This is a genomic window from Nocardia sp. NPDC056611 (genome assembly GCF_042792755.1).
GTDB lineage: Bacteria > Actinomycetota > Actinomycetes > Mycobacteriales > Mycobacteriaceae > Nocardia.
The window spans coordinates 242,634-249,836 of record NZ_JBHTVV010000001.1; the positions used below are offsets into that span (position 1 = coordinate 242,634).

Consider the following 7,203-nt stretch of genomic DNA (forward strand, 5'->3'; position numbering starts at 1 on the left):
ACTCGTTTCGGGCGTTAGCTCAGAACTGGATCTTCAGGCGGTCCGTCACCGGCCGGGCCTGGCAGCCCAGGATGTAGCCGTTGGCGATGTCCTCGGGGTCGAGGATCTCCGCGTTCTCCATCTCCACCTCGCCCTCCAGGACGGTGCAGGCGCAGGAGCCGCATTCGCCCTCGAGGCAGGAGTAGGGCACGTCCAGGCCCTTGGAGAGCATGATGTCGACCAGGGTCTGGCTGCGCGGCCAGGTCATCTCGTGGGTCTCGCCGTCGAGTTCGACCTCGACGCTGGCGGCGTCGGCGGCCTCCTCGGCGCTGATCTCGGCCGGGGCGACATCGGCGAACGGGTCGCCGGAGAGCGAGTTGAAGACCTCGGCGTGGGTGCGGTTGCGCGGCACGCCGAGCTGGCCGAGGGCGTCGTGGACCCGGTCCATGAACGGCTTGGGGCCGCACATGAACGCCTCGTGGGCGGTGTAGGGCGAGACCAGGGCGGCGAAGGCGTCGGCGGTCGGCAGGCCCTGGAGGGCTTCGAGCCAGTGGATGACGACGACCCGCTGTGGGTTCTTGTCGGCGAGTTCGCGCAGCTCGTTGGCGAAGATGACCGACTCGTGGTCGCGGTTGGCGTAGACCACCACGATGCGGCCGTCGCCGCGGGCGAGCGCCGACTTGAGGATGGACATCACCGGGGTGATGCCGCTGCCGGCCGCGAACAGCAGCAGGTCCTCGTCGAGGTTCTTGGGGGTGAAGACGCCGGACGGCGGCAGCACCTCGATGGAGTCGCCGGCTTTCACGTTGTCGCACACCCAGTTCGACGCATAGCCGTCGACGGTGCGCTTGATGGTCACCTTCGGCTTGTCGTCGGTGTGCGGCGAGCTGGCCAGCGAGTAGCAGCGGGCCACGGACCCGGTCAGGTCGCTGGGGATGCGCAGGGTCAGGAACTGGCCCGGCGTGTAGGCGAAGCGCTCGCTGAGTTCCTCGGGCACGTCGAAGACCAGCGAGCAGGAGTCGGCCGTCTCGTTGATGACCGCGGAGACCCGCAGCACGGCCGATCGCGAGCTGTGCGGTACGTCGACGGTGGTCATAGTGTCCTCTCGAACCCGGCAGTGATGGTCAGCCGGAGCAGTCTACCCAAACTAGAACGTGTTCTAGTTTGACTATACGTGGCTGTCGCGCTGCCGGACAAGCTGAGCTTCCAGACCGGCGATCAGCACGTCCATCGAGAAGTCGTAGGAGAACTTGCCACGCAGATCCGCCAGGTGTTTGGTGGCGCGTTCCACCGCCTCGGGCAGCACCCGGTCCAGCAGCGACGAACGGTCGCGCGGGTTCACCTTGGAACGACCGAACAGATAGGTGTGGATGGTGGCGTAGGCGGAGAGCACATTGCGCTCGTCGAAACCGGCGTCGAAGAGGATTTCCATCACGGCCGCGATCAGGTCGAGCTGTTTGCCGAGCATCTGCTCGATCAGGACGTCGCCGAGACCCGGGTGCTTGCGCAATTTCTCGTCGATCTGGTCGATGAGATCCCGCAAACGCATTTGCCACGTGCCGAATTCGGGTGGCGGCTTGCGGACGCCGGTGAGCGCCGCGGTCGCCACCAAGTCGAGTAGCTCCCGCTTGTCGGCGACGTAGTAATAGGGGGCCATCGGCGAAACTCCGAGTTCGCGGGAGAGCCGTCGCATGGACAGCTTCTCCACGCCGTCCTGCCGGACCACCCGCAGGGCGGCCTCGACGATCTCGGATTCCGAGAGGGTGTTACCGCCCCCGCCTGTCTGCATGCGCCCGACTCCCATACCGCCTCGACCACCACGGGCACGGATACCCGTCCCCTACCTGTTCAACTGCCGATTTTCCTCCCGGCAGTCTAGAGCGCCCACGACCGCACCCGTCGAGCTACCACCAGATGCGCGAGACACCGAATACGCCTCCTCCCTTGCGGAATGTCGCCTCAGTGTTCGCGGCCGTCCCGATTCTGGACTGCGGCTCGATAGACCTCCGCCTTGGAGCGGGGGAGCGAAGCGGAGGAGCGGAGGAGGGAAGAATCGGGACCAGGGGGCCGCGAACCCGCCCGTAGCGAAGCGGAGGGCAGATAACACCGCGTGGCAATCATCATTGCCAGTGGTGTGCTGACTTAGCATTCGGGAATGCGCCATGATCGCCTTCCCGATGGTTTCGGGGTGCGAATCGATCCCAAGGTGCGCACTTATTCCGGTGGACGGCTACTGGTCGGCGGCACGCCGACGAAGTTGCTACGGCTCGCTCCGGAAGCTGCGGCCTTGATCGGTGACGGGTACCTCGAGGTGACCGACCCGGCGTCGGCGCGGGTTGCCAGACGTCTTCTCGATTCCGGTGTCGCGAATCCGCGTCCGCGGCTGTTGCCGTCGCTGGAGGACGTGACCGTGATCGTGCCGGTGCACAACAACACTCCCGAGCTGTCGCGGCTGTTGTCGGCGCTGCGTGGCCACACGGTGATCGTGGTGGACGACGGTTCGGATCAGCCGGTGCGGATTCCGGAGGCGCGCAGCCGATGCCGGATCACCGTGCTGCGCCGTGATCGCCGGCACGGCGCGGCCGCGGCCCGCAATTTCGGATTGCGTTCCGCGTCAACGGAATTCGTGGCCTTCCTGGATCCGGAGGTGGTGCCCCGGACCGGTTGGCTGGAGGTCATGCTGGGCCATTTCAGCGATCCCAAGGTGGCGCTGGTGGCCCCGCGCATCCTGGCCATGGATCCCGATTCCACGGTGCTGGCCCGCTACGAGCACACCCGCGGTTCGGTGCATCGCGGCCGCCGCGAGTCGGCGGTGCAGGCGCACGGCCCGGTGCCGTACGTGCCGAGTTCGGCGGTGCTGGTGCGCCGGCTGGCCCTGCTGGGCGAGGGCGGTTTCGACGAGTCCATGGGCGCGGGCGGCGATGTCGACCTGTGCTGGCGGCTGGACCGCGCGGGCTGGCGGCTGCGCTACGAGCCCGCGGCCCGGGTGGCGCACAGCAATCCGGTGTCGCTGCGAAAGTGGTTCGCCCACAAGGTCACCCATGGGACGGGTGTGGCGCCGCTGGCGCAGCGGCACAGGGGGATGGCCGCGCCGCTGTCGCTGCCGATCTGGACGGCGGTGTCGGCGGGCCTGCTGAGCACCGCGTCGGGCTGGGGCATCTTCGGCGGGGTGCTGACCCTGGGCGCGACCCTGGTCCGATTACGCCGGGTGTTCGCCGGGCTCGACAATCCGACCCGGGTGGCCGCCATCTATATGACGCGCGGTTTCGGCGGTGCGGTGTGGCGGCTGGCGTCGGCCATGTGCCGGCACTATTGGCCGGTGACGCTGCTGGGCATGTTGTGCTCGCGCCGGATCCGGCACATCGCGATCACCCTGGCCATGGCGGAGGGCTTGGCGGACTGGTTCACCCATCGGGAGCCCGGCAGCCTGGATCCGATCCGCTACGTGTTCTGCCGGCGGCTGGACGATGTGGCCTACGGGACGGGCGTGTGGTGGGGCGCGGCTCGCACCCGCAGCGCGGCGGCGCTGAAACCGACGCTTCCGTCCAGTTGATCAGCGGTAGTAGATCTCCAGTGTGGTGATGCGCCCGTCAGGGCCGAGACCGAAGACGTCGATCGCGTAGGTGCGGTTGCCGGGCTTGCCGAGCGGGCTGGTCGCCTCGAGCTGTGCGACTTCGACTGCCGGGCCCGGGATTACCCGCGTGATCTCGGTCCGCGCCCGGCCCGCGAACACGACATCCCGATAGAACCCGGCGATTTCGTCGTGACCGGTGAAAATACCTCGCGGATTGCGCAGTTCGGCCCCGGGCGCGAAGAGCGCCAGCAGCGCGGGCTCGTCGGCGGCGTTGACCGCCCGTACGTAATCGTCCGAAATGCTCATCTACTCCTCCTCCCCGCGCGCCCGCAGCCGGACCGGCATGTGCCGGACGCCGGTGTGCTTGTTGCTGCGCGTGTATTCGACGGCCCCGGTGAGTTCGGCGATCTCGACCCGGTCGAGCAGTGCGTCGAACACCACCCGCATCTCCATGCGGGCCAGGTTGGATCCGAGGCAGAAGTGCCCGCCGCGTCCGAAGGCGAGGTGCGGGTTGGGCCGCCGGGTGATGTCGAAGGTGTGCGGGTCGGTGAACACGGCCTCGTCGCGGTTCGCGGAGGTCCACCACAGGGTGACCTTGTCCCCGGCCTTGATTCGCTGACCGCCGAGTTCGGTGTCGCGGGTGGCGGTGCGCCGGTTGTAGGAGGTGGAGGAGGCCCACCGCAGCATTTCGTCGACGGCCCCGTCCAGTTGGGACCGGTCCTCGCGCAGGCTGCGCCAGACCTGGGGCCGTTCGATGAGCGCCAGCATCCCGACAGCGATGGAGTTGCGGGTGGTCTCGCTGCCCGCCGCGATGAGCAGGCTGAACAGCATGGCCTTCTCCATATCGGTGAGCGGCTGCCCGTCGATGGTGGCGTGCGCGGCCAGGGAGAGCAGGTCGTCGGCGGGCGCCGCGGTCTTGGCGGCGAGCAGTTCCCGCCCGTAGGCCCGGGTTTCGGCGACGGCCCGCTGGGTGCGCGCGGTGGCCTCGCCGAGGTCGCGATCGTCGTAGTCCAGGGCGACGTTGGCCCAGCCGAAGAGCCGGTGCCGGTCCTCCTGCGGCACCCCGAGCAGTTGGGCGACGGCCTGCAGCGGCAGTTCGGCGGCGAGGTCGAGGAGAAAATCGCACTCGCCCTTGGCCAGTGCCGCGTCGACCAGGTCGGCGGCGCGTCGCCGCAGGTCGTCCTCGATGAGTTTCAGGGTGCGCGGCGCGACGCTGGGCATGAGCAGTTTCCGCACGCCCGCGTGCCGGGGGTCGTCCATCATGTTGAGCAGCACGCCAACGGCCCAGTCCACGGGCAGGTCCTCGATGAGGGTGCCGCCGCCGCGCCGTTCCCCGCCGCTCTCGGAGGAATAGGTGACCGAATCCCCGGCTACGGCAACGATGTCGGCGTACCGGCTGACCACCCAGAACCCTTCCCCGTCGGGGGTGTGCGGGGTGGGCGGATGCCACCGGACCGGCGCATCGGCCCGCAGCCGGTCGAAGACCGCGTGTGGGAAGCCGTGCGCGAAGCGGTCGAGATCGGTCAGGTCGATGTCCTCCACCCCACCCACCCTCGCACAGTGCCCGAGCCGGGGCGGTACATTCGGTGAACCGTGTTAACCGAAAACCTGGCCGCCGCAAGGATTTCGGGGCGGGGTGCGCGGTCGTGATCCGGTCAGCGGCGCCACCGCAACCTCGGCAAGTCCCTCGCGACGCGCGGATCGCGCGGAGTGACTGAACACGGCGTGTTTAACAAGATGCTGCGTAGCTCACATTTCCGTAGGGCACGGTTGCTGTGTGACCTGTCGGACAAACGTCCTGCTTCCGCCTTGGGCTCTCAGGTCCGCCGGTACCCTTTGGGTGCGGAAAGAAAGGCAAATGGTCAGCAATCTTGCGGGTGGGGGAAACCCTAACCACGGCGCCGAACCGGGCAGTCAACTCGGTGCGCTCGAAACATATGCCGCCCAGGCTCACGGATATCTCAGCCTGGGTGGAGAACAGCTGGGGCAACTGCCCGGCTTGTTACGTCCCATGGTCCTGGAATCGTGGCTGCGCAGCGTGCGCGGCGGCGTGGACCCGATGGACGATGGGGACGGTCGCGGCCTGCGTGGCGCGGACCTCGAGCGCTATCGCGACGCGCATCCGATCGCCGCGGTGATGCCGCTGGTGGACAAGCTGTTGCTGCGGGACGCGACCAGTACCGGTTTGATCGTGGTGGTGGCCGACCAGTTCGGCCGCGTGCTCTCGGTGCACGGCAATGCCGACCGGGTGCAGCCGGCCGCCGAGGCGGGATTGCGGGAGGGCAACGACCTGAGCGAGCGCCGGGTCGGCACCAATGCGGTGGGCCTGGTGGTGCGCACCGGCCGCGCGGCCTGGATCCACGGCCCCGAGCATTTCCTGCACCGCATGCACCAGATCACGGGAGCGGCTGCGCCGGTGCACGATCCGGACGGCCGCCTGGTGGGCGTGCTGATGATCGCCGGCGGTGTGCGGGTGGCGCGCCCGGAGATCCTGGCACTGGTGAAGGCGGCGGCCACGGCCGCGGAGATGGATCTGCTGCTGGCCGCGGTGCGTTCGGGTCAGGACCGGCGTTCGCACGCCGACGCGCCCGCGCCGGAACGCCTGGGCCTGGAGGTGCTCGGGCTCGGGCAGCCGCAGTTGACCGTGGCGGGGGAGCGGGTCCCGTTGTCGCAGCGGCACGCGGAGATCCTGTTGCTGCTCGCCGAGCATTCCGAGGGGTTGTCGGCCGATCACCTGGCCCTGCTGCTCGATGACGCCGATCTGGACAACGCCACGATTCGCGCCGCCATGTCGCGGCTGCGCTCGGTGGTCGGTTCGAACGTCTTCGGCTCGCGCCCGTACCGGTTGCGCGTGCCGATCGCCACGGACGTGGAGGCGTTGCGCGCCGCCCTGGATTCCGGGGATGTGGACGCCGCCGTGCGGCTGTACGCGGGCCCGGTGTTGCCGCGCTCGACCGCTCCGGGAGTTATAGACATTCGCGATGAATTGCGGGTGCGCTTGAGAACGGCTGTATTACGTTCCGGCGACGCTTCGGTCTTGAGTCGGTGGACCGCGGGCGCCGAAGGGCGTGACGACGCGGCGGCGTGGGCGGCCTATCGGGCCACCGTGGACCGCGAGTCTCCGCTGTATGCGCAGATCGAGGCCAAGATCCGGGTGCTGGATCGGCGCCTGGGCGCCGATGCAACGCAGTTGCAACGTTTCGACTCCTAATCTCCACATCCGAAAGTGCGGTCGGTCACACCGCCGCCTTGTTATGTGGTCTGACCCACATTCATCGCGATCTTCGCGCCGGATCGGCTGCCAACTAGACGCTCGTCCAACTTTTTTTCAGGAAAAAGTTCCTTTTTATTGTGTAAACGCCTAGTGTCCACAGGCATGAACGGCATCCCTGTGATGCAGGTGACAGTTGGAGGAGATCGGCAGTAGGACAGTCCGGATGCGGTGACCCGGAGGCAACCGCATCCCGGCCGGCGAGCCAGTAAGCCCGGCCGCTTCGAGCACTAGTTGGATCACGCGCGGATTCGCCGCGCATTCGTCGAAAAACCCAGGGCGATGCGATAACTCGCGGCCTGGTGCGCTCTCGTCAGCCGAGCGCACTCAGGTCTATTTCGTGATGCCCCGAAACCGTTGGTCGACATAGCAATTCGCC

The 7,203-nt window shown here is 67.9% G+C and carries 6 protein-coding genes; 2 read left to right on the top strand and 4 right to left on the bottom strand.

Annotated elements, in window-relative coordinates:
• Nucleotides 1-19: 19 nt before the first annotated feature.
• Together ACFRAQ_RS01260 and mftR2 are read right to left on the bottom strand one after the other, a co-directional pair.
• Nucleotides 20-1,075 (bottom strand): 2Fe-2S iron-sulfur cluster-binding protein, encoded by a 1,056-nt coding sequence (locus ACFRAQ_RS01260; RefSeq protein WP_379092457.1) that lies wholly within the window; start codon nt 1,073-1,075, stop codon nt 20-22.
• A gap of 72 nt (nt 1,076-1,147) precedes the next feature.
• Nucleotides 1,148-1,768, bottom strand: a complete 621-nt coding sequence (gene mftR2 / locus ACFRAQ_RS01265; RefSeq protein WP_357281716.1) for a mycofactocin system transcriptional regulator MftR2 — start codon at nt 1,766-1,768, stop codon at nt 1,148-1,150.
• Nucleotides 1,769-2,134: 366 nt separating this feature from the next.
• On the opposite strand from mftR2, the gene mftF reads away from it, so the two are divergent.
• Nucleotides 2,135-3,532, top strand: a complete 1,398-nt coding sequence (gene mftF, locus ACFRAQ_RS01270; RefSeq protein WP_379092460.1) for a mycofactocin biosynthesis glycosyltransferase MftF — start codon at nt 2,135-2,137, stop codon at nt 3,530-3,532.
• Here the strand turns inward: mftF and ACFRAQ_RS01275 are convergent, their stop codons facing one another.
• Both ACFRAQ_RS01275 and ACFRAQ_RS01280 read right to left on the bottom strand, forming a co-directional pair.
• The gene (locus ACFRAQ_RS01275) at nt 3,533-3,859 is read right to left on the bottom strand and encodes a nuclear transport factor 2 family protein (protein WP_379092463.1); all 327 of its coding nucleotides are present in this window, start codon (nt 3,857-3,859) and stop codon (nt 3,533-3,535) included.
• Entirely contained in the window at nt 3,860-5,095 is a 1,236-nt protein-coding gene (locus ACFRAQ_RS01280; protein WP_379092466.1) for a cytochrome P450, read from the bottom strand.
• Nucleotides 5,096-5,411: 316 nt separating this feature from the next.
• Between ACFRAQ_RS01280 and ACFRAQ_RS01285 the strand changes: the two genes are divergently transcribed.
• Complete coding sequence (locus ACFRAQ_RS01285) at nt 5,412-6,764, top strand: GAF domain-containing protein (protein WP_357281711.1); 1,353 nt, start codon at nt 5,412-5,414, stop codon at nt 6,762-6,764.
• Nucleotides 6,765-7,203: the final 439 nt, after the last annotated feature.